Genomic DNA, 25,136 nt, shown 5'->3' on the forward strand with positions numbered 1-25,136 from the left:
CCATGACCCACTATCACGTTTGGTTTAGCTTCAAGGAGGACATCCCCGAACAACAGGGACTGGGGGCCGTAGCCGCCTTCCTCTCCAAACTTTGCAAAGAGTCCCGGGCGGTGGACTTTCACCTGGCCCGAAACAACGGCCAGCCTCCCCGGTCCAAGCTCTTGCCCTACCATGCCGAAATTTGTTTCGCCGACGGCGAGGCCTTGGGATCGGCCATGAAACTGCAGACTCAGGAAGGCGTCCACGCCGGACTTCACGGCCAGATGCTGGAAGTGATCGCCCAGTTTCACGTTGAAGTGTTTAGCGGTATCGCGATGCCGACGATCGGAGAATTGTAATGCCCGCGATTCAGGAGGACATTCCCAGCTTTGGGCTGTATGCTTCGTGCCATGCTGCCACGGTTTGCGTTCATGAATCGCGTTTGCTGGTTGCCTACTTCGGGGGGCCGTATGAGGGACACCGGCGCACAGCCATCTGGATATCCATCTCTTCAGAGGGCGTCTGGGAAGCACCACGCAAGGTAGCTGACGGCAAGGTCTGTACAGGGATGGAACGAGCCTGCTGGAACCCGGTGTTCTTCCGATTCAATGACTGCTTGAAACTCTACTTTAAGGTGGGCGCTTCGCCTCAGAACTGGCGAGGCTACGAGATGGAAAGTCCCGATTGGGGGCACACTTGGAGTCATCCAGCCCCCCTCCCTCCCGGAATCCTGGGCCCAACAAAAAATCCACCCATTCACAGCGGTCCTCTGGTTGTAAGCGGAAGCAGCGACGAGCGATCGGGGTGCGCCCTCCACTTCGAACTCACTACGAATGGTCATCACTGGAACAAGGTCTTTCCAGCCTCACATCTCGGACTGGAGGGCTGCATTCAGCCTGCGATTCTCGACCTGGGTGAAAAACACCTGCTGGCCTTGGCCCGAAGTTCCATGGGTTTCCTGGTTCAAACACGCTCCCGAGACGGTGGACGCACGTGGGGCACTGTTGAAACCACCGTACTCCCCAATCCAGACTCAGCCATATGCACTTTGAGTCTGGCTCCCGGCAGGCATGTACTCGCCTACAACCACTCAACCATGTCCCGTACACCTCTCGTACTGGCCATCAGTGCCGACGGCACAAGCTGGCGAGACACGCAGACAATCGCAAGCGGTGATGGGGAATTTTCCTACCCAGCATTGGACTTCGATGGCCGCGCCATCTGGCTTGCCTACACGGTCAACCGCACCGCGATCCGCCTGGCAAAGATAGTATCAGACGACTTGTTCAGGCCCCATCATCAAGATGGACCTCTTCCTTGAGCTCAGACTTTTCTAATGGCCGCCACTCCCCTGACTCCCAGTCCAGGCCCTCCATTGCGTTGAACTGTTTCTTATAGTCGTAGTGACTGGGGCCAGTCATGGCGTAGCCAGGATAGTGATAGCGGAACCCTTGCTGTCGCGCCCACTCCAGCTCCAGCAGCATGGTAAAGATGCCCAGACTTCTGCGCGACTCCTCCGGCTCAAAGATCCCGTAAACGCTGGAGACGGCGGCATGGCCCACATCCACAAAGCTGACAGCGACCAGTCTGTCCCCCAGACGACACTGGAGTTCAAGACATTGACACGGTCCTTTTTCGGGAGTTTCCCCCAGGAAGCAGGCCAGCGATTCCGGGACGTTCTCTTTGAAACGGGCCTTGTGCCGCTCAAACATCGCCACGGTCTCCTCAGAAACGCATATCGGCGTCCAGAGAACCGTCAGGTCGGCATTCTTTCTCAGCACACGGCGCTGGCTCTTGCTTAGCGAGCTAGCCTGCAGATCAATCCGCAGCGGTACAATACCCTGCCACTGGCCAGCATGTTCCGCCACGCTATACCGGAAGAACTGCCTCCCAAAATGCCGCCAGCCCGTGGACCACAACAGGTCCATCCCCTGCGGCGGCACGACCTCCGCATCCACGGAATCCCAGATCAGCGGCGGGAGGGGCATGAACGGAAAAGTTGGAGGTTAGGAGTTAATTGATTGACAACTGCCTTTGGAACTCAATCCACCCATAACGTCTAACTCCTCACTTCCCCCTTCACTCCTCCAACTGCAACTTGGCCAACGTGCGATACAAGCTGTTCTCCTTCGCATAGAGTTCATCATGGGTTCCGCGCTCGATGACGGTGCCGCCGCTCATCACCAGGATTTGATCCGCCCGGCGCACGGTGCTCAGACGGTGGGCAATGATGATGCTGGTGCGATTGGCCATGAGCTTGTCCAGAGCCTCCTGGACGAGGCGCTCACTCTCGGCATCCAGACTGCTCGTGGCTTCATCCAGAACAAGGACCGCCGGATTGGCCAGGATCGCACGGGCGATGGCCACACGCTGGCGCTGCCCTCCGCTTAGCTGGGTGCCACGTTCGCCCACCAGGGTCTGATAGCCCTCTGGCAGCTTCTCAATAAACAGGTGCGCATTGGCCTGGCGGGCCGCTTCCACCACTTCAGCATCTGTCGCATCTGGCCGGCCATACCGGATGTTCTCCTGAATGGAACCACCAAAGAGCAGCACCTCTTGAGGAACCAGCGAGAAGTTTTTGCGGAGGGCGGCCAGCGGATAGTCCCGGGCCGGGCGACCGTCCAAAAGCACCTCACCTTTTTCGGGTTCGTAGAAACGATACAACAAATTGACCACCGTGCTCTTCCCGGCACCACTGGGGCCAACGAGAGCAATCTTCTGCCCCGCCTTTGCCTCCAAGTTAAAGTCCGCCAGTACCGTGGTGTCGGTACGCGAAGGATAGTGAAACCACACGCCTTGCATGGCGATGTCACCGTGAAGTCGAACATACTCATCGGGACGCAGTTCCTCCTCCGGCTCCTCCAGGATCTCCCGCACGCGTTCAAGCGCGCCCACGGCTTTTTGCAGTTGGGAGACCAGTTCCGGCAGCGTGGCGATGGAGCCACTCATGAAGGCGGTGAACAACGTGAGCTGGATGAACCGTTCACGGTCAATTTCACCATTGATGACCATTCGCACCCCGAACCAGACACAAAGCGTGATGACACTGGTGAAGACAAAGATGATGAAGGCAACGAACGCCGCCCGCAACCAGGCCCCGCGCAAGGCAGCGCTCAAAAAGCGATCCAGGAAGCTGTGATAGCGACCGATCTCCTGGGCCTCGTTGGCAAAGGCTTTCACACTGGTGATGCTGGTGAGGCTCTCATCCACCACCACCTGGCTGGCGGCGAGCTCGTCCTGGGCCATCCGGGAGACCTTGCGGATTCTGGCTCCAAAGATGGCCACCAGCAGCACGGCTGCAGGAATGCAGGCCAGCATGAAGAGGGAAAGTTTGACCGACTTGGTGAAAACCAGAACGATCCCCGCCGCCAGCAGGATGCTATGGCGGATGATCTGTGGGATCGTGGAAACAAGCGTCTCCCGGATCACCTCCACGTCATTTGCCAGTCGGGAACCCAATTCCCCCACCCGACGTGCCTGAAGTGTGGCCATCGGCAGCTTCAGGATGCGGCTGAAGGTGTCCACTCTGACCTGAACCAGAGCACGCTCAGCCGCCTTGCTGAAGAAGAAGATGCGCCAGAAAGCCAGCAACGCCTGCACCCCCAGCACCGTGCCGATGAGCACGGCGTAGTGATTGATCGTGTGCAGGGCCTGACCAATGTCCTCTCCGTGCGCCGGCACGGCCCGTGCCACAATCTTGCCCATGAACTCCGGCAGGAACAGCGTCAGCAGCGCGGTGATGATCAGCACAAATAACGCCGGGATGAACACCGACGCATGCGGCTTCAGGTACTTGATAAAAAAGCCCGCCTCTTCTTTGAAGCCGGATTTGAGATTGCTCTTGCGCTCGGAGGAGGATGATCGCGACACAGGTGGGTGGATGGAAGGAAGGGAACGATTGATAAACAGGGGCCGGGCAGCCCCAAAAGATGGACCTAGTAGAAACGCACCGTCCAACGGGACGTCGGCTTGTCCGTGAGCTCCAGCACCGCCAGCGACTCAGCATCGTCACGGTAACGGCCGTTGCTAGTCAGGATGAAGGGCAGATAGCTTCCGCCGGTCCCTGTCTCGTTGGCCTGCCAGAGGGAGAACTGGGTGTTGACGCCGACCTGGCTGTTGCCATTCCCCATGGCCCACTCATGCAGATACAGATAAGACCGCGGGACCGTCATGGTGAATCTCCTTGAACCATCCGGGCGGCTTGTCAGACGGGCTTTCACCGCCTTCTCGTCGAAGAACATGCCATATCCCGTGCCAAACACCCATGGAGGCAGAGGCCCAACTTTGGCGTCGCCGTCAGCAGCCGCGGCCGCCACCCGGATGACATCCGTGGTGCCGTGCATGAGCCGTTTGCCATAGCTGCGAGCATCGAGGTTCAAATCCACCTGCAAGGCCCCACCACCACCGGGATTGTCCTGCAGATTCAGGCCAAAGACATCCCAGGTCAGATAGAGGGCGTTCGAGTCCGCATCCGCACGGAAGGCCACACTCGGAGCCGCAGGTCCCGGCGTCGGAGGCGTCACGACCTGGTCTCGCACGTAGGCCGCAGGGCTCAGCAACACCGTCGTATCCTTGAGCCCGAGATTGCGCACCAGCTCGATCTCGCGGTCAAACTTCAAGACTTGTCCGCCAACGCTCACGGTCACGGCCAGGGTGCCTTTCTGGCGGCCTGGGGCATTGATCCCCGTCGGCAGCCTGACCGGGATGGCCAGGGGAGACTCACCTTTAGGAGCCGCCTTGAAGGCACCGCCCCAAGCCTGCCCAAACCACTTGGCCTCCCACTTCCCGTCCACTGGCTGGGCACTCGTGTTGATGAGACGGCCAGTGAGCTCTGCGATATTTTCTTGATTGTAGAGTACCCCTGTGTTCCACACCAACGCCACAGGCGTCATCGTGGCCCGGACCACTTCGATCCGGACAGTGTCACCGCTCGTAATAACCACCGGCAGGCGGAGGTAGTAGTCCTGACTGGGGAGCAGATCCATCCGACCTCCACCCGAGGCGGGATCAGGAGCGGCGCTCCGTTCGTAGGTGATGTTTACCATCGCCTTTATGCCAGCTTTCAAGGTCACACGTGAGGGGGCATCCAGCGGACGCAGGCTAGAAGTGACCAATGGCAGGACTGTGTAGCTCCGCTCTTCCTGGGTCGGGTTCTCCAGGCGATAGGCCAGCTCGCACTTGCCGCCGCTCACCAGATTCGCCGTGGCACCGCCCACTTCCCAAGGCACCGGCCGGGGCCCGTTTAGAAGCTCGGCAAACACCCTCTTGCCCAGGGCCCGCTGGGTGACGCTGTTTGGATGCAGCCAGTCTGGAGGATTTACCATCTGGAAGCGCTGCTTCATCGCATCCACCACCTGCTGGAAAAGTCGCATCGCGATCTTGTCCGGATCAGGATCGTAGTCCTTGGCCACAGGGTTCTCCACCTTGGGCGCTGGAAGCGGTGGGGGCGGCGGATTGCCATCCAGGGTCGGCACGGGTGGCACCACGGCAGGCGGCGTGGGGGCCGCTGGCGCAGCTGCCCCAGGATTGCCCGCCGCTGAGGGATCCGTCTTGGGCTTTTTGGGTGGTGCCAGCGGAGACTTCCGGTCATCCACCTTGAGCAGCCAGGAGAGATCTCCGAGGTCTGCGAAGAATACCCCGTTGGCATCTGCCACCTCCCGCATCACATCGGCGTAAGGCCGGGTATGGGCCAGTCCCTGCTCAGGGACGTCACTCATGATGACGGTGGGGCCACAGAGAATCAGGTCTGACTTCTCAGCCGCGACCAGATTCACCACCTGCTGCACGTAGCTCCGGTACACTTCCAGGGGAAGTCCAGAGTTGGCATCATTGATGCCGTAGCTCACGATCACGATGTCAGGCTTGTTTTCAAAAGCCACCGTGGTGAGAGGTTGGGTGGCGTGCAGCATGAGACGACCGCCGCGGGAGAAATTCTGAAGAGTAATCTCCGGTCCTTGCAGGGAGTGCAGCTTCTCCGGCTGCCCCTTGGGAGGACGAATGAGGCGGACACCGCCCGTGTAGGCGAACTGGTCCGCCAGCTCCTGGAGGAACACGCCGCTCCATGCTTTCAGGGCATTGCCATTGTCGGCATCGTTGCTTTGCATGTTCATCACACTGTCGCCGATACAGATCGCGTGGACGGGCTGACGGCGCAGCATCTTGGCGTAGGCACGGGGTACGAACTTTCGCAGCCGCACCTCCTGCTCCATGGTGAGGTCATAACTGGCGGCCTGGAGACCCTGGGTGGCCAGCAGGGCAAAACAAACAACCAGACGGATGAGGGAAGTTGCCATTGGGGGGGTGGTCATCGGGAACAGGCTATTTCCACCATGGGCGCGGCATTTCCAGCACGAAATCACACCCCGCCCGCCAGTCGAATTGCAGCGTACTTGGCAATAAAGGCCTTTCACGCTAGTCTCCTGCCCTGATGAAAAATGTCCTCCTAGGTGTCACCGGCTCCATCGCCGCCTACAAGGCCGCAGATCTCGCCAGCCAGCTCGTGAAGCGAGGCTGCACGGTCACCTGCATCATGTCCGCGGGAGCGCAGGAATTCATCACTCCCCTGACCCTCCAGGTCCTGTCACGAAATCCGGTGGTGACGGGTCTGTTCGATGAAAAAGAAAGCTGGCGGCCGGGGCACATCCATCTGGCCGATCACGCGGACCTCCTCCTGATCGCCCCGGCCACGGCGAACACACTGGCTTCACTGGCCCACGGGTTCGCCAACGATGCCCTCTCCGCCATCGCCCTGGCCACCCTGGCACCCGTCCTCATCGCCCCCGCCATGAACGGCCACATGTGGTCCCACCCCGCCACCCAGCAGAATGTGAGCGTGCTGAAAACGCGCGGAGCCAAGTTTATCGGCCCGGATGAAGGCATGCTGGCCTGCGGCTACGAGGGTTCGGGCCGACTGTGGCCGGTGGAAGGCATCGTGGACCGCGCAATGAGCATGCTGGAGGCCAGATCCGCCTCCCTGCCGGTCGAGGAATGAGCTCCGGCGAATAGTCAGCGCTCCACGGCTGGCACCGCTAGAACGGGAATCCGCGAGTGGGCAAGCACCGCCTGCGCCACGGATCCCAAGACGGCTGCCACCACACCTGTGTGCCCGCGGGTGCCCATGCAGATGAGGTCCACGCGGCGGCGCTCCGCCTCTTCGCAGATCGCTGCGGCCACATCGTGACGGTGGACGGCTTTCAAGCCCACTTTCACCTGTCGTGAGGCCAGTTCCTTGGGCACTAGGGCCAGGAGACGGGCCTCCTCCGCCTCGGAGTGCGAGCTCCCATTCTCCAGAATCGCCACATCCCCCTTGCCAAGAGGAGCCACGTGAAAGAGGTGAATGCTGCCGCCATTTTCCAGTACACCGTAGGCGACTCGAAGCGCTGCGTTTCCGTTGGCAGAAAAGTCCGTCGCCACCAGCACGCTGCGCACGGGTGAGACAGAAAACTCAGGGGTATAAGAGGCCAGAGGCACACACAACACGTTCCGAGCGGCCTGCCCAAGGACCCCACGGGAGAAAGAGGGTCCCCGCAGCCGTTGCAACCCATGCCACTGGTGTGCGCCGACCACCAGCAATCCGCTTGCCATTTCCTCCGCCAGTCGGACAAACTCGTAGTCGAGCCTGCCTCCCGTCCCACGCACATGCGCCCGCACGGGCACACCTTCCAGCAGGCCGCCGACCCGCTCCCAGAGATCGCGCTGGTGGCTTTCCATCGTTTCTTTCCATTCGGCATCCCCCTCCGGGTTACCCTCTTCGCCCCCCTGCCAGGGCCAGTCATGAGGCCACTCAATGAAGGCAGCGTCCACTTCGCAGGGGGCCACTTTGGCCAGAGATTTGACAGCCAAAAGCGCGGCATCTGCCGTGATGGAGAAATCCACCCCACAGAGGACTTTCAGAGGAGCCCCCTCCTGCAGCCACTTCATCAGTGGAGCAGGCTGCCTCACCACCAGCGTCGGCACTGGCACCGCCTCGGCCACGCGTTCAGCCACGTTTCCGGTAAGCCAACGGCCTGCCAACCCACGACCGGCTGACCCCAACACCACCATCCGCGTGTTTTCCCGATGAGTGCCATGCACCACATCATCTACTGCCCTGCCAAAGTGCAGGTCCGTCTCCACCTCCGCGCCGTAGGCCCTCAACCTCGCGGCCTCTTCTTCCAGAGCGGCCTTTGCCCTCTCCTCAATCTGACTGATGACCGGCATTTCCACACTCACCACCGCATCCGGGGCGCTGTGCTGGAGCTTGAGGGGCATTTTCATCCTGGCCGCGAGCAATGCGGCCACTTCCGCCGCCCGTTGGGCGGACTCCGAAAAATCCGTGGGACACAAGACATGCATGGCGAACGTCCTCCCGGCAGTGACACTCACTCCCATTGTTGGTTCATCTATAGCATCGTATTCCCCCGCCTCGTCGGCTCGACGAATCCTGCGGATCGTCAGGCAGACATTGCGACTGATCCTCGGTCTCCCCGACCCCGGGATCGCGAGCAGAAAGGGTTATTTGACCAAACCAGAACTGTGCAACGGATGGCGACTCAAGACGGAGCCGCACCGTCGCGCGGCCCATCTGCCAGGCCGAAATGCTTGTAAAACAAGGCCTCGCACTGTTTCAGCCCTTCCTCCGTCAACATCACGGATTTGGCCTTGTTCCGGGCATCGTAGATCAACCCCTTTTCACAGAGTCTATCCAACGATGCCCAATCAAACCCCTTCCAGGCCCGAGCATGGCCATGATGGGTGAGGCACATCAGGGCCAGCACGACCTCGTCAATTTTGCCTTCGTCGTAGTCCAATTCTTCTGACATGGCTGCGATCTCCCGTCGTCGAATGATACTAGGAAACCTGCTTGTACGCCGCAATATTCTTCAAAAGAGCTTCTGCTGCGGCTTCTGCAAACGCGGGATCATTGATCGTGGAGTCCACCTCCAATACAGGAAGACCAGGGCGGGCATGCCGCTTGACCGCCTCGAACAAAGCCAGGTCTGACGCCGGTTCGTGGAAGGACCCACCTGCCGCACTGATGACGCTCACCCCGCGCAACGGGAGCAACAGGGTCGCTGGAGCAGTGTAGGCATTCACCTTCTCAGCCAGGATCCGCCCCAACTCCGCATTTTCCTCTGCATTCGTCCGCATCAGAGTGACCTGGGGATTGTGCTGGTAGAAGAGGCGTCCGGCGAATTTCGCCGGGACAGTGGCAGGTTCGCCAAAGTTCACCATGTCCAGGCAGCCAGGGGCCACCACCGCCGGGACCCCAGCTTTACCAGCCGCCTCCAGACGCGTGGGACCGGATCCCAGAATCCCCCCCACCAACTCGTCCGCCCATTCTGTGGTGGTGACATCGAGGACGCCGCTGACGAGACCACTCTCAATGAGCGACTCCATGATGCGCCCACCCATGCCGGTGGAGTGAAACACCAGCACCTCGTACCCCGCATTCTCAAGGATCTGCTTGGCCGCGCTCACGCACTGCGTGGTATTGCCGAACATGGAAGCCACGATCAGAGGCTTCTCATCTGCCGCGGGTGGCACGACCTCCACCATGCCGCAGATGGCACCTGCCGCACGCGCCAGCAACACCCGGGAAAGGCGGTTCAGGCCCGACACGTCCACAATACTGGGGAACATCACGATGTCCTTGGTCCCGACGTACGGAGCCACATTCCCCGCTGCCAGCGTGCTGACCATCACCTTGGGAAAGCCCACGGGAAGCGCCCGCATCGCGGCGGTGCCAATAGCAGTTCCACCACCTCCGCCTAGGGAAATAACCCCGTCGATTTTCCCAGCACTCACCAAGCCAGAAAGCAACTGGGCCGCCGCTCCCGCCATCGCTGTCACACTCTCGCCCCGGTCCTGCCGCGACTGTAGCCCCGGCAGATCCACTCCCCCAGCCGCAGCCACTTCTTCACGGCTGATGTCGGGCACCACCTTGGGCGGCTCCAGCGAGCCCACATCAATCAACAAGACCCGGTGACCTTTGTCGAGAATGATGCCCGCTACGTAGGCATGCTCATCTCCTTTTGAATCAAGAGTGCCGAGGACTGCGATCGTTTTGGGTGAGGACAGCGAAGACATCCTTCATCCATAGGCAAATCCGCGGGAAATTCGTACTCAAAAAACAAAAAAATGGATGCCAGTGTCCCGGCATCCATTTGAGAAGAGAAAAATTCCGACCGGGTCTCAGACGCGATTGCGACGGCGTACCAGGAAATAGATTCCCAAGCCCATCAAGGTGAGGCTGCCAGGTTCCGGCACCGGAGTCACCGCGAAGTTCGTGAACTCCATGACGGTTTGGTTCCCCGAGATGCCTCCCAGCGCATCGACATCGGCGACAGCTGTGGCATCAAACCGGAACTCAAGCTGGTCCAGCGCCACCGGGGTGAAGAAGGTGAACTCGAAGTTTGTCAGGTCATTGCCCAGTTGCAAGAGGTCCAGAAGGTTGAGCGTGTTGGAACTGTTGATGTCCGTAAGCAGCACGCCATTGTTGTAGAGACGGAACCTCGCAGTGGACAGAGCGTCCAGATCTATTCCCGCGCCCCGGTCAATGGTGAACCCGATGGTGTAGGCTGTATTGGCTCCAAGAGAGAGGCCCGTGACGGTAGCCGTGGTGTCCCATTGGCTGATCAAACTAGCGCCCAATACCGAGTTCGTGAGGGCGTTGATGGTGGGATTCAAGAGCGCACCGACCCCCAGAGGATCATTGATCGTCGTGACAAGCTCACGGCCGAAGACCAAACTGTTGCCCGTTGTCTGGGTGAAAGTGGCCAACTGAACATCGACGGATGCGAGTCCCACATTGGCACCAATTTGCGCAAAGCCACCCGCTTGGTGATCCCAGTTCACGTTTCCATCCGTCTCAGCCCCTCCCAAGGCGGGATTGTAAAGCGCGTTTTCGACAGTCAGTGAAAGCAAGATGCTCGGATCTCCCGGCCTCCGCGCCGTGTAGTCCGGATCATAGAAGTCACTGGGATTGATGATCGATTGAGCTGACGCTGCCCCGGACAGCCCAAGCAGTACCGCGATCACTGGAACCGCCCCGCGTTGGAAAAAAGATTTTGGAGTCATGACGCTGAATGGATGGAGGATTGACCGCCACCAGGGGAAAGCCCTGCATTAATGGCGCTACTTTGCACGGCGGCATAATAGTAGCAAAATTAATGTAAAAACAAGAACGTTTTCTAATGGAGCGATGTTTTTCTCATTACAACACCTTATAGATCACACACTCTCAACAGCTTTCAAGAGTAAAAAATTTTACTCATCCATCGCGGAACTTTTCGGGATGGCCCCTCGCGCAAACCCGCTCGCAGCTCAAGGGGGACTCAACCCACGTAGGGAATCGTGAGCGGCCCTTGGGGCAATACTGCCACCCGCCCCAGCCCTCCCAAGCGATCAAGTTCCCGCTGCATGGCAGCGCCGATATCAGAACAGGGCATCAGATGAGCTGCTTCCACTAAATCCGGGGTCAAGCTGCTGTAGAGCAACACCCTAGCCCGTCTGGAAATGAGACTTTGAATCTGCGCCTGCCACTGCTCGGGGCGGACAATCCCAGGCCGGGCCAGCATCTCCAGGATCCCTTCTGGATTCCCGGCCTCACGGAGCAGCCTGTCATAAGGACTGCCAGAGGGAACACCCTCTCGGCACTCGCAGGCCAGGATCAAGAGTCCATCAGGCTTGAGGATGCGGGCCGCAGCACTCATCCCCTTTACCCCCTGGTACAGGTTCATATCCAGCGGATAGCCGCTGTTCGAAGTGACGACGATATCGAAGAGCCCTTCCACCCGTTGCATCGCCGTGGAACGCACAAACTCACAACCTTCACGGTGTGCTTTGACAAGATCCCCCGCGAAAAAGCCGGTAATCTCCCTCTGCTCGTTCAGGGTGACGTTGATGAGAAAGCTTGGCCCCACCCAGGTGGCAATGTCACGCATTTCGCACCAGATGGGATTCTGATCCAGTTCTCCAAACACGGCACCGGGATCCCCGATCATGCTGGCTCCGTGATTGCTCATCACCGTCTCCAAGCCTGCCACACCAGGCATGATGCCTTTGGGACCTCCACTAAAACCCGCAAAGAAATGAGGTTCTATGAATCCTGTAACAATGCGAACGTCTGCGCTGGCGAGATGCCGGTTGATAAGGGCCCTGGCTCCCCCGCGAGTCGCTCCAATTTCCACCATATCCTCCAGGGCATGACAGTCGTGGTTGATCACCCGATAGTCCCTGACCACTTCCGGAGTGAGCATTCCCTCCAATTCCTGTCGCGTGTTTCCCCGGTGCGTGCCCGTGGAATTGAGGAGAGTGATGGCCTCCCTTGCCACCCCGGCCGAGCGCAGCCAGTCCAGCAACCAGGGAATAATGCGGTCGTTGGGCGTGGCTCGTGTGATGTCTGTAAAAACGATACAAACCGAAGCCTCCGGAGTGAGCCACTCCCGTAGAGGCGCGCAGCCCGTTGGAGATGCCAATGCCTGCTCCATCCCCAGACGCTCATCCTGCAGACCGGGACGGTGCGAGGGCTCAATGATCGTGACCCCCTTGTCAGGAAGGTCGAGGCCAAGCTTCCCTTCCCCATAGGCGAGCGAAATTCGCATGCCCCTTTTTCGCCAGATACTCACCGCACCACAAGCCCAAAGACCCGGGCGACGGGATGTTTGCCCCAAAAACAGAAACGCCTGGGCCACTCAGGGTGGGCCAGGCGCATAAACTTTTAGGCGGCGATCACTCAGCGGTCGCACGGCGCTTCCGACGAAGCACCAACACCATGCCGGCTGCCGCGATAAACACCAGGCCGGAAGGCTCAGGCACCGCCACGGGATTTCCAAAATCACTGGTATCCCCCTTGAGCAGACTCAAATCGCCATCGATGGCGGTGAAAATACCATTCGGCAATGTGCCCGAGGTCGTCTTCGACTCGAAGTCCAGCGTGATCTTGTTCGTGTTGTTGTAGGTCAGGATGGCCGCAGCAGACGGATCAGTCTCGGAAATATTGTACCCGGGACCACTGAAGAGGACGCCGTTCGTGAAATAGGAAGCCGACACACTGTTCGGGCTGTCTGCCAGACGGTAGGAGGTCAAGCCATCCGACAGGTAGGCACGGAAGGCCTCAGACTGCTTGGCCTCACCGTCCACATCGTAGATGAGCAGATCAAACTGGCTCACCGTGAAGGTCGTGCTGAAATTCGTGCCCCCTTTGAAGAACTCCAACGTGTAATGCAATCCACCGGAGCCATAGGACGTGGCCGTGTAGTAGAGGCCAAGGTCACCATTGGGCTGACCGGAAGTCTGGCTGTAATCAGGCAGGTGGCCCGTGAAAGCGTAGGAACCCCAAGCGGAAGCCGTGACTCGCAGGTCCACCGACACATTTCCCACACTGGCCACATTGGTGAACTTCATCACCGAGGACTGGTAGTACGGACCAAGATCCTGCAGCGTCCCGGTTTGGTTCCCGGAGAAGTTGTCGAACTCAATGTCCACCGACTCCGCTGCGGGAAGGGCGGCACCCATCAGAAGGGTAGCCAAAGTGGTCAGAAAGGAAAGTCTCATAGCTGATAGTGCCGTGCAGTTGATTTCTCAATTTTCACAGACTCTATCAGAAAAGCAACTTCATATTATCGCATTTACAGCATTTTTCTCTCTTTTGCGCCTCTTCTGGTGGGTATTGCAGCCTATTGAACCTATCAAACGCGATAAAACCGGACTTAGCAGCACCTTTTTCGCACCTTTTCTCTTTTTTGAGACTCTCTCGGGCACATCACTAAGCACCTGTTTTGAGACTGGGTTCCGGTGCCCAGAGCCGCACGTGGTACTCTTTTGCCGACTTGTAATCGGATAGTCATCCGGGGCAAAGGCTCTGACTCAGCCCTGCGTATCTGGCCCATGCCCACCGTTTTCCACAGAGCATCCCTGCATATTGCTCTGCTCCTGTTCACCCTCTTCGCCAACGCCCAACTGACTCGCGCCGACGGCATCAAGATCGCCACCTTTGACGTGGATGCCACCCCGCCCGTCGGCTCCGCCATGGCTTATGACAAAGTGAAGCGGCTCGACGAGTTGACCCTGAGAGCCCGGGGCATTGTCATCCTAGGGCAGGATGCGCCGATTGTGCTGTGCGCAGTGGATTGGATCGGAATCGGCAACGAAGGGCACGATGCCTTCTGCCAAGCCCTGGCCGCGGCGGCCAATACTTCAGTCCACCGCGTCGCCGTACACACCCTCCATCAACATGACGCACCTGGCTGCGACTTCACCGGAGAGAGAATCATGAAGGATCTGGGCATGGTTGATCTAGGGCGCTGCGAAGGCACCTTCCATCGTGAAGTGGTAGCACGTCTCACCGAGGCCGTGAGGACCGCCCTGCCCCTCGCCCAGCCAGCCACCCATGCCGGTTGGGGCGAGGCCAAAGCTATTGAAGTAGCCTCCAACCGACGCATCGTCGGACCGGAAGGCCGGCTCCGCCCCATGAGAGGCAGCGCCACCAAGGATGCCAGCCTGCGTGCCGAACCCGAGGGACTGATTGATCCCGTCGTTTCCCAGTTGAGTTTCTGGAATGGAGACAAGCCCCTCGCCGTGCTGAGCTACTATGCATGCCACCCGCAGAGCTACTACCGCACCGGAGTGCCCAGCTGCGACTTCCCCGGCATTGCCCGATTCATGCGCGGGCAGTCCGTGCCCGAAGCCTTGCACGTCCACTTCAACGGCGCTGGCGGCAATGTGGCCGCTGGCAAGTACAATGATGGCGCCAAAGAAAACCGCCTCACTCTCGCCACACGTCTGGCCGACGCCATGGCCCGAGCGTATGCTGCCACCGAAAAGTTCCCATTGAACGGGAGCGACGTCCGCTGGGCCTACGAACCGGTGCGACTGCCTGCGGGCAAGCACCTCGTCAAAGAAGACCTGGAAAAAACACTGCTCAGCACTTCCGTGCGGATGGGATACATCGGGCAGATCGACCAGCTCTCTTTCCTGGATCGCGACCGGCAACAGCATCAGATCGAAATTGGCTGCCTCGCCGTGGGACCCGCCCGCATCCTCCACATGCCAGGGGAGCTCTTCGTCGAGTACCAACTCAACGCCAAGGCTCTGCGCCCGGACCTGAAGGTGGCCATGGCCGCCTACGGCGACTATGGCCCCGGCTACATCAGCACCCGCGCCGCCTATGCCCAGGGCGGCTATGAGATGGAGCCACGTTCCACCAACGTGGGGCCGGAGAGCGAAGAAATCCTGATGGGCGCAGTGAAAAAGCTGCTGGCTCACTGATCACTGCTACCCCGGGCCGGAAATCCTCAGTTCGCCCACCCTCCTCCATGCGACCTCATGAAACCTTGTTTTTCATCGAACCACTGGAGAAGTGCCCCACCTCCCGCCAGCGTTACGCGGCGTGAGGTTCTCCGCCTGGGCGTCCTGGGCGCGCTCAGCATCGGAGTCTTCTCGTTGACAGAGCGTGCCGCAGCCCAGGCGGGAGGGTCTTGGAAAGCAGGTGTGGCCCGCGCCGTCATCACGCCAGAGCAGGCGGTCTGGCTGGCTGGCTATGGCAGCAAACGGGTTCCCGATGGCAAGCTGCATGAACTGTGGGCCAAGGTCCTGGCACTGGAAGACGCCACCGGGCATCGCGCCGTGCTGATCACCACCGACTTCCAAGGCGTGCCGAGGGAGATGAGCGACCGCGTCTTTGCCCAGCTCCGCCAGCAACTGGCCCTGGAGCGACATCAGGTCATGCTCGCGTTCTCCCACAATCACTGTAGCCCCAGGCTGGGCGATGATTTGGGGGATTACTATCCCGTGGAAGAGGAGCAAGTGGCCCAGGTGGAACAATACACCACCCAGATGGAGACCAAGCTGGTGGCACTGGTGGACGAGGCTTTGAAACAACTATCCCCGGCCACGCTCAAGCAGGGTGCCGGCATGATCGGATTCGCCGTCAACCGCCGCAACAACCGCGAAGCCGAGGTGGGCGAACTGCTCGCTCAGGGAACACCACTCAAAGGCCCCGTGGACCACGCCGTGCCCGTCATGACAGTGACAAGACCGGATGGGAAACTGGAAGCCGTGCTCTTTGGCTATGCCTGCCATCCCACGACACTCAGCTTCACCAGCTGGTGCGGCGACTACCCCGGCTTCGCCCAACTCGCGCTGGAGCAACAACACCCCGGCACGACCGCAATGTTTGTAAACACCTGCGGCGGAGATCAGAACCCGCTGCCCCGTCGCAGCGTACTGCTGTGCGAGCGCTACGGACGCATGCTCGCCCAGGCGGTAGATGAGACCTTGACCAAGGACTTGCAAACCATCTCCCCCAAGCTGCGCACCGCTTTTTCTCTCGTGGATCTGGCCTACGACAAGGTCATGACCCGCGCGGAGATTGAGCCGGACCTGCAAAACGCCAATCCCATCCGCGCTCGTTGGGCTGCCCGCCTGCTGCGTCGGCTGGATGCCGGCGAGAGCTTTGCCACCAGCTATCCCTACCCACTGCATGCATGGCAGCTTGGCGGGGAAATGCTGTTGCTGGGCATCGGCGCTGAAGCCGTGGTGGACTACGCCCTCCGGTTCAAGAAGGAATTTGGCCCCGGCACCTGGGTCTGCGGCTACGTGGATGACATGGTCGCCTACATTCCCTCCCGCCGAGTATGGGAGGAAGGCGGGTATGAAGGCGGCTCCTTCCTCTACGAGTACCGCCACCCCGCTGTGCGCTGGGCCGGAGATGTGGAAGACCGCATCGCCACCAGCATCCATGCCCTCGTTAAAAAGGTCAGGGCTTGAACCCACAACATCCCACCATGCCCCCCTGGAGGCACTCCATGAACCACCCCCTCTTCCGCTTCCACCGGCATCTCGCGGCGCTCGCCCTGATCCCCCTTCTCGTCATTCATACGTTGCGGGCGGATCCAGGAAAAAACACTTCCGCTCCCGCCCCACCCCAGGCGGCGCCATCAGAGAAAGGCCCCAACTGGACATTGACCACGCCTCAAGCAGCATGGCAGCCTCGGGATTCGTCGGGTGAGGTGGTGTACCGCGACCGTCTTTGGATCTTCGGCGGCTGGTTCAACTCCCAGGAGGCACCTCCGCGGGATGTATGGAGCTCTCCCAACGGCAAAGATTGGACACTCATCAACCGGGAAGCTCCCTGGAAGCACAGCGATCTGCCCATGAGCCTCGTCTTCAATGACCGGATGTGGATGATAGGCGGCTGGTACAACGGGCGGCTGCCGGGTTATTCCGCGGGTCGGGAAGTGTGGTGGTCCCAAGACGGATCCACCTGGCAGCAGGCCGCAGCCACAGCCGCCTGGACACCACGCACCGCTGCTGCAGCCGTGGTCTTCAAGGACAGGATGTGGCTTCTGGGCGGCACGGAGAACTACTACTTTGGCGACGAGAAGAGCCTGAAAAACGATGTCTGGAGCTCTACAGACGGCAAGGTCTGGACTCTGGCCACCGCAAACGCAGCATGGTCACCCCGCGCCTATCATCAGGCGGTGGCGCTCAACGGCAGGATCTACCTCTTCGGCGGCGGAAACTATGTGCCCGAGTATCACGCCTTGAACGATGTCTGGTCCTCCGACGATGGCATCCACTGGGTTCAGGAAACATCCGCCGCCCCCTGGATTCCACGGCTCTGGTTCTCATCAGTCATCTACCGGGATTGTATGTGGGTACTGGGCGGTTGGTCCAACCACCCCTCACAAAACCTGGGGGACGTCTGGTACTCCCGGAACGGCAGGGAATGGGCGCAGCTAAAGTCTGATGTTTCATGGAAAGAACGCCATGAGCACTCCGCCTACGTCTTTCGTGACCAGATTTTTGTGGCCGGAGGTCATGCCCGGCCGTTGAGCCATGAAGTGTGGTCGCTGCAACTCCCGGCGGACTGGGTACCCGCCGTTCCCGCAACGACGCCCCAAGCTCCCAGCACCGAAGTCCCGAGAAAGCAGAATAGAAACAGCAGGACAAGCACCGTTTCCCGCATCTATGGGACTACGATATGCTCCGCATTCGGGAGGCAAAAGTCTGTCGCGCGGAAAGCTGCGCCCGTTTGGAAGCGTATTCTCCTTCCCCCATGTTTTTTCGCTTTTCCCGGCTTCTTCTGGCAGGCTGCGCCTGCGGCGTGGCCCACATGTGCCCGGCTCAAGAACCTTCCCCCACGATTGCCACGGTGTCGGATGCCCTGGACAAGGCTCTCCTGCCCATTCTTGAACAGCGGTGCATGGACTGCCATGACGACGAGATGAAGAAGGGCGATATCAGCCTGGAGGCTCTGCGGCAGCCGGGATTGAATCGGCACAACGTGCGGCTCTGGGACAAGGTTCGGGAACAGGTGCGCTCCGGGACCATGCCCCCCAAGAACAAGACACCGCTTGAGGCAGGTCAGAAGCAGGCAGTGCTCGACTGGATCAAGTCCAACGAGCTGGCGATCAAAGCCAGCCCCGCGTCCGACCCGGGCCATCGCAAGGTCCGGCGCCTGAATCGCGAAGAGTACTCCAACACCCTTCGCGATCTTCTGGGTATCACCAGCCGGCCCGGCGACAAGTTCCCCGCCGATGGCGCGGGTGGCGAGGGTTTTGCCAACAATGCGGACACTCTGACCTTTTCCACGCTCCTGATGGAAAAATTCATGGGCGGCGCCAATGACGCCATCGCCGAAGTCTGGAGCAAGCCAGAACTCCGCGGGCGACTGATGGCCCCCGTCACCAGCGACAAGCTCCCCGCTGAGGTGGGCGCAGAACTGACCCTTCGCCCCTTCCTGCTGAAGGCTTATCGGCGACCGCCCACCGAGGCCGAGCTCAAAGAGGTCATCAAGATCTTTGCCGCGGCGCTCCAGCGTGGCGAGAACTGGGATGGTGCCATGAAGGTTGCCTTCAAAGCGGTCCTCCTGTCCCCCAAGTTTCTGCTCATTGAAGAAGAAGACCGCCCAGGGACGAAGGAGCCTTGGAAGATCAACCACTACGAGGTCGCCAGCCGGCTCTCTTACTTCCTCTGGGTCTCCGCTCCCGACGACGCCCTGCTCAAGCTGGCTGCAGAGCAGAAACTTCACGACCCGGCAGTGCTTGCAGGGGAAACCAAGCGCATGCTGGCCGACCCCAAGGGCCTGGCCTTCACCAAGAACTTCGCCGGCCAGTGGCTCCATTTCGAGCAACTCTTCAATGCCGTGGATCCCGATCGCCGGAAGTTCAAAGACTTCAACGACACCCTCCGGCAGGCGATGTACGACGAGGTCTTCGCCTTCTGCGACGCGGTCCTGCGCCACAACGGACGAGTGCTTGATCTGCTGGACAGTGACTACACCTTCGTCAATGAGCCTCTCGCCAAGCTCTACGACATTCCCGGCATACAGGGCAAGGAGATGCGCCAGGTGAAGTTCACCGACAACAAGCGTGGTGGTCTCACCGGGATGGGAGCCATTCTCGCCGTCACCGCGCTCCCGCAAAGGACCAGCCCGGTTCTCCGCGGCAAGTGGGTGCTGGAACAACTCCTCAGCGCCCCTCCCCCTCCTCCTCCGCCGAATGTAGGAGAACTCCCCGAGGATGATCGCTCCATCAAAGGTGAACTCACCTTCCGCCAACGCCTGGAGCAGCATCGCGCCAAGCCCGTCTGCGCCGGCTGCCACGCCCGCATGGATCCTCTGGGCTTCGGCCTGGAGAACTTCGATGCCATCGGCAAGTGGCGCAATGACGAGAACGGCAAGCCGCTCGATGCCAGCGGCCTCATGCCTGACGGCACGAGCTTTGCCGGCCCGGCAGAGATGCGCAGGGTGCTCATGCTGGAGAAGGACATGTTCGTCCGCACCCTTTGCTCACGCCTCCTTGGTTATGCCCTAAACCGCGGCCTGGAGGTGAACGACCAACCCACGCTGCTCCGACTGGAGGAAACGCTTAAGAAGGCGGACTACCGCAGCGAGTCACTGATCATCGCCGTCGTCCAGAGCTTCCCCTTCCTGCACCGCAGGTAGGCAAGTTGGTCTTGGAATACGAGCGGGGTAGGTTCCTCGATCCGCATGGGGCGACGCACGCATGACACAAGGCGAGGACACCCCGTCGCCGCTTTTGAGGATCAACCTACCCGCACTCACTCAGATTCGCATGACTGGCAGATAACCGACCCGGCCAGCCAGCGCTCAGTCGAAACACTTCCCCGAAGAGGGTGAACTTCGACTGACAACATCGCCGCGTTCTCCTGGCCCTGACTCACGCCCTCTCTTTTGCAGAAAAGAGCAGGCCGAGCCAGCCGAGCATGAAAAGCACCCCGCCAATTGGCGTGACGGCACCGAGCCATTTCACACCGGTCAGGCACAGCAGATACAAACTCCCGCTGAAAAACACGATGCCCCCAGTCATCAATCGACTGACCCAACGTCCTTGATCAGGGCGGCTAAAGGCGAAGGCGAGGATCAGCAACACCACAGCATGTGCAAGATGGTACTGGCTCGCCGTCTTCCAGACATCCAATCGATACGCCGCTTCCACAGCCCCCAAGGTGGTCTCCCACTTGGTCTTCAGCGCATGAGCCCCCATCGCCCCCAGCCCGACGGCAAGAAATCCCATGATGCCTGCAATACGGAGCTTGAGGAGGTCTGCCTTCATGAGCCGCACTCTCTCCCGCGAACGGAATGACGCCAATGAAATAATGTCGCAGCCACCTGCAACACTTGCCCCATCCTGTCTGCCCTCCGAGCATATCGCGCCCTTGGTGCCCCCAATCCGCCAAGCTTTATGTGAACAGTCGCGGTCCATGCATCACCAAGCTGGAAATGACGATTCCAAACGAAACCCACTTTGAGGTACTGCCGCCAGAGATGCCTGAGGCATCCGCTCCGCCCCAGTACCTGACCCCTGACCAAGAACTCATCCTCAAACAAGTTGAGAAACTGGCCCGCATTCTAGACTCGGCGATCAACATTCCCGGCTTGAACTGGCGGGTGGGCGCGGATGGGGCCATCGGCATGCTCCTTCCCGTCGTGGGCGACGTAGCGACCTCGCTGGCCTCCGGCTACATCGTCATCCAAGCAGGGAGACTCGGACTTCCTCGCGCCAAGCTGGCCAAGATGGTCGTGAACATCCTTATCGATACGGGCGTAGGATCCGTCCCCTTCGCCGGCGACATTTTTGACCTCGTCGTGAAGGCCAATCTCAAGAATGTGGACATGATCAGGGAGCACTTCCAACTCCCGCCGATGGAGCGGTCGTGGAAAACGCCGCCCAGCACCGGTGATCAGTGAAACCTCCTCGCACCTACGAGTGCTGCAACCGCTTAAGCACCACTTGAGCGGCCGTCGCGCCCATTCGCATGGCGGAATGCATGTTCGGATACTTGAAGCCCCCCTGCCGTCCCGTGGACTGCAGGTTGCTGACCCCTTTCACCCACTGCATGACCTGCTCATAGTGCGGCTCGAATCCCAGACTGAAGATGGGATAGCCCGTTTCGCCATGGAGGATGTTCACCTCCACCACGTCTTCCCTGGCACAGATGTTCTCCAGTTCCAGATCCGTGAAGAGGCGCTCTTTGGCTTCCTCAGTGCCGTTCCACTTGGCATCGCCGATCTCGCAGGTGGTCTCCACGATGAGCACGGTATGCCCCTCGGGTTTCACCACGAGGCCGGCGTTCTTGGGTTCACCCACCCGGTGGAAGAAGCGATCCCGATAGTAAATGTAGAGACCGTCGATGCACTTCGGCTTCTTCACCAGCAAGCCGTAAATAGAGATGGGCTTGAAGCGGAGTTGATGGGAGGCCTCGACCACGCTCGTGACAGGCACCGGATCTGCCTTTTGCACCAGCCAGGGCAACGGGATCGTGGAAATGCACTCATCGCATTCCACCACATGAGTCTCTCCACCCTGCTGATAGGTCACTGCCGTCACCCGGCCATCGCTCATCTGGACCTGCTGAACGTCGGCGTTGAGAATGACTTTCCCGCCCGCTTCCGTCACAGCCTGGGCCATTGCCCGGGGCATGGCTTCCGCACCCGTGCGGGAATAGTGCAGCGTCTCCTCATGCAGGGCACTGTCCACCGCCTTCACGCTTTTGTCCTTCACGCCCACTTTGCCGAGCGCTTTTTTGATCACATCCACCGCACTGAGGCGCGGCATCTTGGTGGTGATGAAAGTGGCGCTGAGCTCGCGGGGGTGAATGCCCCAGTAGCGATGGGTGAAGTCTTTGAAGAAGAACTTGTAGAGAGGTGCCCCGTAGAGCTGGATCAGAGCCTCCTCCGCATTCTTCGGGTGCCAGGGCACCAGAGCCTGACGGATCTGGGCGTAAAACAAACCAATCGTGTAGAAGGCAAGGGTGAAGATGGGAATCCCCTTGATCATGTCCTGGAACTGAAGCGGGTAGCGGTAGAAGCTGCCCGCCCAGCGGATCTTGGCATCCAGCTGCACAGGGATGCTCTCATCCCCCATGAGGGACATGATGTCTTCATAGACCTCTTTGTCGAACTCATGAAGCATGTGGCAGCCCAGGTCGTACCAGTTGCCACTCCGCTCATGTGAAGTGGCCAGGCCTCCCGGCTGCGCTCCTTTTTCCAGAACGGTGACCGGAATGCCCACACGGGTGAGGACGCGGGCGGCATAGAGCCCACACACTCCTCCTCCGAGGATTGCGACATGTTTCTTGGTAGCTGCCATCCGTGTGCCTTTCGTGCCTTGCCACTAGCTCCCCGACTACTTCTTGATGCCGGGAAGGGCCATCTGCTGATTCCAGAGCTCGACCATGCGACTGGCCGGCATATTGAAGTCATCCCAGAACAACGGCTCGTCTTTTTTGACGGCACGCTTGAGCACCGGGCGCTCGTTGGACTCCTCCACGTCCAGCACGCCCTGCGGCATGCGACCCGCAGCGTAAGCGGGCGCGGCTTCTTCAATGAGGCCGTAAACTTCATCACTACCGATGGCGTGCTCCACGCGGGTGCCTGCCGAGAGGTCCTTCTTGGCGTACGCGAAACAGTCCGAGATCCGCCCCATGCGCTGGGTGCAGACCGGCTTGTTATACAATGCAGCCAGAGCGGAGGCCCGAGGCGTCTCCAGGTGGCAGAGGTGATAAGGACGAAGGAACACGTAGTACGGGTGCTTGTTCGTCACCTTGTAGTAGTTCATGTAGCCCTGCTGGAACTCGCTCTCACACTTGGCGACCACATAGACGCCGCCACCGTGCTCCTTGGCACCCAGCACGTAGTCCACACGGCCTTGACCGTTGTACTTGTCGAAGTCGAAGAGATCCACCACGTCCTGCATCTTGTTGGCCTTGGGGCCTTCCATGCCAGGGACGAACGGGGTCAGCCCATATTCGTTCGCGATGACGGCCATCTCGATGTTCAACTTGGAACCATCGGTGTAGGCGAGACACTGAATGGTGCTCAGGCCAAGTTTCTTGGCGATCTCCACGGTGCCTTCGATGTCACGGTGACGGTCCAGGAACCCTTTCATGTTGCCTGCCTGGACGATGTCAAAGCCCCACATCTCGATCTCTTCCATCATGCGGGCGAGCACCCCGTGCTGGTCGCCAGCGTCGCTGGTCACCACCACTCCGTGCTTCTGAGCCTCTGCCTGGAGCAGATGCCCCAAGATGAGGTCCACTTCAGCGTTCATCATCACGACATGCGATTTGCGCTGGATCGCCGCGATGCAGTAGTCATACGCAGCGATGATGGAGTTCGTGGCTTCCACAAACACGTCCACGTGCAGCTTTTCATCACGAAGGGCGGCCATGCCATCCGTGGTGACAAGAGTCGGTTTGCCGTACTTGTCGGCACCCTTCTGCGCAGCCTCAAGATTCTGGTCGGCAACGAATGCAAGCCGCATGCCCGGGGTCCGGCCAATCTGGTAGGCAATGCCAGTACCCATGGCACCAGACCCGATCAATCCGATCTGGATGGGCCGGCCTTCTTTCTCTCTCTGCTTCAGTTCTTGCAACATGATGTAGGGCGGGCATTCAACACGGCATCACCGGGCTGTCAAACGGTATGGGAATGCATGAAAATGGTCTCAATATGGGATTCAACGGACCGACGCATGCGCCCTGAATGCCCCTCAGCAGGCGGATTGTCGCCAAGCGCACATCCCCTCTGGCCAATCCGAGCGGCCCATTTGTCCAAGCCCTCCCCCGAATGAAAAATCTGTCATGTCCCTCCCCGCCCCGGCTGAAATGCGATGAGCATGGCGCTGGAATAAAAATCGTGGCCTGGAAGCGGGGTCTGGTCCAGCATGCAACATGCACCGCGCGTCCCTTCTCCCGCTCCTGCTGCTGGCCGGTCAATGGCTCCCTGCGGCTCCACCATCTGGCGATCCCTCCATCGTCACACAGACCCCGGGACTTGTGGCATTCTGGACCTTTGGCGAGCCCGCTGGCCAGCCGCGGCTTTCCACAGGGACCGCCAATCCTCACCCTCTTGTTGAAGTGGGTGACCCGGTGTCACGCAGCGAAGGGGGCCCCTACTCAGGCTATGCCGCAGAACTCAATGGAAAGAACTTTCTCCGAATCCCCTACGCAGAGACCGCAGATCTGAACATTTCGGGTCCCTACGCCCAAGTCACGCTCTTCGCCGTCGTGCGCATCGTGAACCTCCATGTCAGCCGCACCATCGCCGGCATGTGGAGCGAAGGGAAGGGCAAGGATGATGACTCTGGAACCCGGCAGTACGCGCTGCTCATGAACATGCCCGCATACGGCGGCCCCAACAAACTCGTCCCCCACATCTCCGCGGAGGGCGGAGTGACCCGCCGGGCGGATGGTTCAAAGTTTCCCTGGTGTGCCGACTACGCCGTGAGTGCTGGCGACGTCCCCACCGAAAAATGGTGCACCCTGGCATTCACCTACGACTCCAAATTCCTCCGGGCCTACATTAATGGACGCCTCGACGCCAATGAACTGGATCCAGTGAAGCACAAGCGGACGGATCCCTACTTCCTCAAGGAAGGCCCCAATGGCGGCCCACGCGGAATCAATCCCTACTACCATGGACGGGGCATTTTCCGCTACGAACGTGAAAAGCACGCGGAGACCAAGCTCATGGGTGGATCGGATTTCATCGTGGGGGCTCGATATGCGGTTGGCAGCCTCTTCGCCGACGGCCAGGCAACGATAGGCAAGTTCGGCGGACTCGCAGTTTTCAATCGTGCACTCACCGATGATGAGATCCGCCATCTGCATGATTCTGCCCGAGTCGAGGCATTGAAGTGACGCGTGGG

The 25,136-nt window shown here is 59.9% G+C and carries 20 protein-coding genes; 8 read left to right on the forward strand and 12 right to left on the reverse strand.

The genetic code is table 11. The annotated features are described in order from the left end of the window. Positions 1-2: 2 nt before the first annotated feature. Positions 3-338: a DUF6614 family protein gene (locus BV034_RS21685; RefSeq protein ID WP_050029070.1), complete on the forward strand. Its 336-nt coding sequence runs from the start codon at positions 3-5 to the stop codon at positions 336-338. 927 nt (positions 339-1,265) lie between these two features. On the opposite strand, the gene BV034_RS21695 is transcribed toward BV034_RS21685, so the two are convergent. The 3 genes from BV034_RS21695 to BV034_RS21705 all read right to left on the reverse strand — a co-directional run bounded on the left by BV034_RS21695 (position 1,266) and on the right by BV034_RS21705 (position 6,272). Continuing rightward, positions 1,266-1,967, reverse strand: coding sequence for a hypothetical protein (locus BV034_RS21695; protein WP_050029072.1), 702 nt, complete (start codon positions 1,965-1,967; stop codon positions 1,266-1,268). Positions 1,968-2,058: 91 nt separating this feature from the next. Beyond that, positions 2,059-3,849, reverse strand: coding sequence for an ABC transporter transmembrane domain-containing protein (locus tag BV034_RS21700; RefSeq protein WP_050029073.1), 1,791 nt, complete (start codon positions 3,847-3,849; stop codon positions 2,059-2,061). Between the two features lie 65 nt (positions 3,850-3,914). Next, entirely contained in the window at positions 3,915-6,272 is a 2,358-nt protein-coding gene (locus BV034_RS21705; RefSeq protein WP_050029074.1) for a GDSL-type esterase/lipase family protein, read from the reverse strand. A gap of 134 nt (positions 6,273-6,406) precedes the next feature. Here BV034_RS21705 and coaBC point away from each other — a divergent pair, with 134 nt between their 5' ends. After that, positions 6,407-6,970: a bifunctional phosphopantothenoylcysteine decarboxylase/phosphopantothenate--cysteine ligase CoaBC gene (gene coaBC / locus BV034_RS21710; protein WP_050029075.1), complete on the forward strand. Its 564-nt coding sequence runs from the start codon at positions 6,407-6,409 to the stop codon at positions 6,968-6,970. Between the two features lie 14 nt (positions 6,971-6,984). Here coaBC and BV034_RS21715 read toward each other — a convergent pair whose 3' ends face one another. From BV034_RS21715 to BV034_RS21740, 6 genes are all read right to left on the reverse strand, one after another. Continuing rightward, the gene (locus BV034_RS21715; RefSeq protein ID WP_081888007.1) at positions 6,985-8,349 is read right to left on the reverse strand and encodes a universal stress protein; all 1,365 of its coding nucleotides are present in this window, start codon (positions 8,347-8,349) and stop codon (positions 6,985-6,987) included. A 161-nt stretch (positions 8,350-8,510) separates the two neighbouring features. Next, positions 8,511-8,768 (reverse strand): DUF6429 family protein, encoded by a 258-nt coding sequence (locus BV034_RS21720; RefSeq protein ID WP_050029098.1) that lies wholly within the window; start codon positions 8,766-8,768, stop codon positions 8,511-8,513. A gap of 40 nt (positions 8,769-8,808) precedes the next feature. After that, positions 8,809-10,047 carry a Tm-1-like ATP-binding domain-containing protein gene (locus BV034_RS21725; protein ID WP_050029077.1) on the reverse strand — a complete coding sequence of 413 codons (1,239 nt, stop codon included), beginning with the start codon at positions 10,045-10,047 and terminating at the stop codon, positions 8,809-8,811. Between the two features lie 105 nt (positions 10,048-10,152). Then, positions 10,153-11,037 carry a PEP-CTERM sorting domain-containing protein gene (locus tag BV034_RS21730; RefSeq protein WP_050029078.1) on the reverse strand — a complete coding sequence of 295 codons (885 nt, stop codon included), beginning with the start codon at positions 11,035-11,037 and terminating at the stop codon, positions 10,153-10,155. 257 nt (positions 11,038-11,294) lie between these two features. Then, positions 11,295-12,563, reverse strand: a complete 1,269-nt coding sequence (gene larA / locus BV034_RS21735; RefSeq protein ID WP_050029079.1) for a nickel-dependent lactate racemase — start codon at positions 12,561-12,563, stop codon at positions 11,295-11,297. 127 nt (positions 12,564-12,690) lie between these two features. Further along, complete coding sequence (locus BV034_RS21740; protein ID WP_265593308.1) at positions 12,691-13,515, reverse strand: PEP-CTERM sorting domain-containing protein; 825 nt, start codon at positions 13,513-13,515, stop codon at positions 12,691-12,693. 333 nt (positions 13,516-13,848) lie between these two features. Between BV034_RS21740 and BV034_RS21745 the strand changes: the two genes are divergently transcribed. From BV034_RS21745 to BV034_RS21760, 4 genes are read left to right on the forward strand one after another with little or no spacing between them, the layout of a single operon-like run. Then, positions 13,849-15,228 (forward strand): hypothetical protein, encoded by a 1,380-nt coding sequence (locus tag BV034_RS21745; protein ID WP_050029081.1) that lies wholly within the window; start codon positions 13,849-13,851, stop codon positions 15,226-15,228. Positions 15,229-15,285: 57 nt separating this feature from the next. Beyond that, complete coding sequence (locus tag BV034_RS21750) at positions 15,286-16,728, forward strand: neutral/alkaline non-lysosomal ceramidase N-terminal domain-containing protein (RefSeq protein WP_050029082.1); 1,443 nt, start codon at positions 15,286-15,288, stop codon at positions 16,726-16,728. Positions 16,729-16,766: 38 nt separating this feature from the next. Beyond that, a complete protein-coding gene (locus tag BV034_RS21755) occupies positions 16,767-18,191 on the forward strand; it encodes a kelch repeat-containing protein (protein WP_081888012.1) in 1,425 nt (474 codons plus the stop codon). Further along, entirely contained in the window at positions 18,188-19,909 is a 1,722-nt protein-coding gene (locus tag BV034_RS21760; protein ID WP_265593313.1) for a DUF1592 domain-containing protein, read from the forward strand. The genes BV034_RS21755 and BV034_RS21760 overlap by 4 nt, the downstream gene beginning before the upstream one ends. A 235-nt stretch (positions 19,910-20,144) precedes the next feature. On the opposite strand, the gene BV034_RS21765 is transcribed toward BV034_RS21760, so the two are convergent. Beyond that, on the reverse strand, positions 20,145-20,540 hold the full coding sequence (locus BV034_RS21765) for a DUF423 domain-containing protein (RefSeq protein WP_050029084.1): 396 nt from the start codon (positions 20,538-20,540) through the stop codon (positions 20,145-20,147). A gap of 167 nt (positions 20,541-20,707) precedes the next feature. On the opposite strand from BV034_RS21765, the gene BV034_RS21770 reads away from it, so the two are divergent. After that, on the forward strand, positions 20,708-21,175 hold the full coding sequence (locus tag BV034_RS21770; protein ID WP_265593309.1) for a DUF4112 domain-containing protein: 468 nt from the start codon (positions 20,708-20,710) through the stop codon (positions 21,173-21,175). 13 nt (positions 21,176-21,188) lie between these two features. On the opposite strand, the gene BV034_RS21775 is transcribed toward BV034_RS21770, so the two are convergent. Both BV034_RS21775 and BV034_RS21780 read right to left on the reverse strand, forming a co-directional pair. Beyond that, the gene (locus BV034_RS21775) at positions 21,189-22,577 is read right to left on the reverse strand and encodes an FAD-dependent oxidoreductase (protein ID WP_050029086.1); all 1,389 of its coding nucleotides are present in this window, start codon (positions 22,575-22,577) and stop codon (positions 21,189-21,191) included. Positions 22,578-22,613: 36 nt separating this feature from the next. Further along, positions 22,614-23,864, reverse strand: a complete 1,251-nt coding sequence (locus tag BV034_RS21780; protein ID WP_050029087.1) for a homoserine dehydrogenase — start codon at positions 23,862-23,864, stop codon at positions 22,614-22,616. Positions 23,865-24,159: 295 nt separating this feature from the next. On the opposite strand from BV034_RS21780, the gene BV034_RS21785 reads away from it, so the two are divergent. Beyond that, positions 24,160-25,128: a hypothetical protein gene (locus BV034_RS21785; RefSeq protein ID WP_050029088.1), complete on the forward strand. Its 969-nt coding sequence runs from the start codon at positions 24,160-24,162 to the stop codon at positions 25,126-25,128. The last annotated feature ends 8 nt before the right edge of the window (positions 25,129-25,136 follow it).

The sequence above is a fragment of the Verrucomicrobium sp. BvORR034 genome (genome assembly GCF_000739635.1).
Lineage (GTDB): Bacteria > Verrucomicrobiota > Verrucomicrobiia > Verrucomicrobiales > Verrucomicrobiaceae > Verrucomicrobium.